General features: G+C 48.4%; 2 protein-coding genes. Both read right to left on the bottom strand.

The window, feature by feature from the left end:
• Positions 1-276: 276 nt before the first annotated feature.
• A complete protein-coding gene (locus D0S24_RS20830) occupies positions 277-1371 on the bottom strand; it encodes an IS91 family transposase (protein WP_251795855.1) in 1095 nt (364 codons plus the stop codon).
• 35 nt (positions 1372-1406) lie between these two features.
• Positions 1407-2192, bottom strand: a complete 786-nt coding sequence (locus D0S24_RS20825; protein ID WP_251795854.1) for a tyrosine-type recombinase/integrase — start codon at positions 2190-2192, stop codon at positions 1407-1409.
• Between the last annotated feature and the right edge of the window lie 207 nt (positions 2193-2399).

Raw genomic sequence — 2399 nt, 5'->3', positions numbered from 1 at the left:
AATAACTAAGTATTCGGCCCGCCGATAGGCCAGGGCTGAATATCTTGTTGACGGATCCGGTTCCTCCCTATGGGGAAAGCCTTCTTTTTTGTGTTTGTCCTGGAGTTTTATTTTGGCAGATCTGCTGTGTCTTTGTGTCGATTTCCAAAATTTGGCCTCTTTTTTAATGACCGTGCCCTATGTTTTTCCCATACTTGGGGAGGCTTCCTGTCATTTACGGGTAAAATGCTTGAATTTGGGGCATACCCCGGCCGTCCCGCACCTTGCAGGTATTTTTTATGATCCTCCGCCATGTCCCAGCATTGCCATCCAGCCATGGGGCGGACCGCGCCCGTCGAAGGTCATTACTGTGACCAGTTTTCCTTTCTTGCAGCTCGGGCACCTGCCGTGAAGTGGTGTGGGCTTCTCGCCTACGGCTTTTACCGGGGTAATGGAAAGCATCTTTTGAAGGGCGGGCAGTTTCTTCCTTTTCCAACCACTGCTCAAGATACCGTAATGCCTTATCCGCGTAAAACCTTTGGGCAGAACGTGTAAGGCGAACCGACGTGTGAACTCATGTGTGGAGAGTTTTAAAACCTCCTTCCTTCCACCTTTCCTGTAATTTTTTATGGAGAACGATACTTCACCTTTTATTTTATCGATCTGCTTGATCCGGTAATTGCTGATAGCTATTTTGTGGGTATACCGGCCCAGATATTCCACCACATATTTTGGGGTATGGAACTGCTGTTTTGCGTACACTACCCAACTTTTGGCAAAGAGCTTATCGTATATTTCCGATGGTATGGGCACCTTTTCCCTGCGCAAAAGAGCGATATATTTTGCCCGGAACACCCCACTCACCGATTTCACATTGAAGAGGTACTTCCCCTTGTTCTTAGCCGGTTTCCATTTGCCCGATCTGTTCACTCCGCCTCCAGGGACAATACAGTGCAGGTGCGGGTGCAAGCTCAGGTTTTGCCCCCAGGTGTGCAAGATGGCTATCATGCCCATTTTTGCGCCCAGATGTTTTGGGCTCCCTCCAAACTGCCCAAGGGTGGCCCACGCCGCTTTGAACAGGCTTCCATAGACTATTCTGGGATGGGACAGGGCATAGGTATCCAGCTCCGGGGGAAGTGTGAACACGACATGGAAATAGGGCACGTTCAGAAGTTCGCTTTCCCGCGCCCGTATCCACTGCTCCCGCTTATGTCCCTGACAGGTAGGGCAATGTCGGTTCCTGCAACTGTTGTAGCTGATGTGGAGTTTATGGCAGCAATCGCATTTATCCATATGCCCGCCCATGGCAGGTGTACGGCACCGGCGGATGGCATGCAGTGTGCGCCTGTGCCAACCCGTAAAAGCTTTTGACGAGATATAATCTTGCTCCATTTCCAGCACATCGGCCACCTTGTAGTGGCTGCGCACTAATCAAAAAGCGTGTCGAGCGGGCTGAACTTACGCGAACTTCCCGTATTTGCCACATGTAAATAAACGAGGGTCGTCTCAATAAAGGCATGTCCCAAAAGCTCTTTCAGGCTCATGATGTTGAGCCCTTCTTCAAGCAAGTGTGTGGCATAGGTGTGGCGCAAACAGTGGGCCGTTATGGTCTTGTGGGTGTTTACCTTGCTTCTGTTTTCTTTTATGACCCATTGTATTGCGGTGGTGGTAACGGGTCGGGGCACTCCATCATCCGTCACTTGGCTGTTGAACAGGAAGGTGGTGGGTGATTCTGTCGAAATATACTTTTTGAGTCCGCGCGCAAGGTGTTTGCTAAGGGGGACGTAGCGATCTAATTTGCCCTTTTGTTTCTTTACGAAAACAGTTTGTCGGTCAAAGTCAACATCACTTAAGCGCAGTGCACAGAGCTCATAACTTCTAAGCCCGCAACCATAAAGCATGCCCAGCATCAGCCGGTGTTTTAGGTATTTGGGCGCCTTGAGCAAAGTGCGTACTTCAGGTTTGCTCAGCACTACGGGCAGTTTGTTCTGCCGTTTGATCTGCGGAAGCTTGACCCGTTTATCTTCTATATCCAGCACTTTATAAATGGCACGAAGACCAAAAATGGTGTGTTTGAAAAAACTTTCGGAAGGCGTTTTATGCAGGTTCTGGCAGTGAAAAAGATAGTCGTCGATGAGTTCCTTTGAGAGCTTCTCAGGGCTTTCCTTGTAGTGCAGACCTAGATGCGCAAGGCAGCGCGTGTAGTTGTGCAAAGTGCTTTTCGCCTTGCCATTGATCGCAAAACTCTTGCTTAGTTTTTCACAAAGGCTATCAAAACCCGGAACTTCTGTGATAGCAGTCTCTACTATCGTTTTACTTTTTTTTATACATTACATTGTTTTTTAAGATTGCATAAATTTAAGTAAAACGTATTTTGAACACGACAAAGCTTCCGACCGGTAGGGAGGATTCGTTCAACA

Origin of the sequence: Arenibacter sp. P308M17 (assembly GCF_003426735.1) — a bacterium.
Taxonomy (GTDB): Bacteria; Bacteroidota; Bacteroidia; order Flavobacteriales; family Flavobacteriaceae; genus Arenibacter.
Note: the sequence above shows the minus strand (reverse complement) of the source record. Positions and strands in the feature narration are given on the sequence as shown.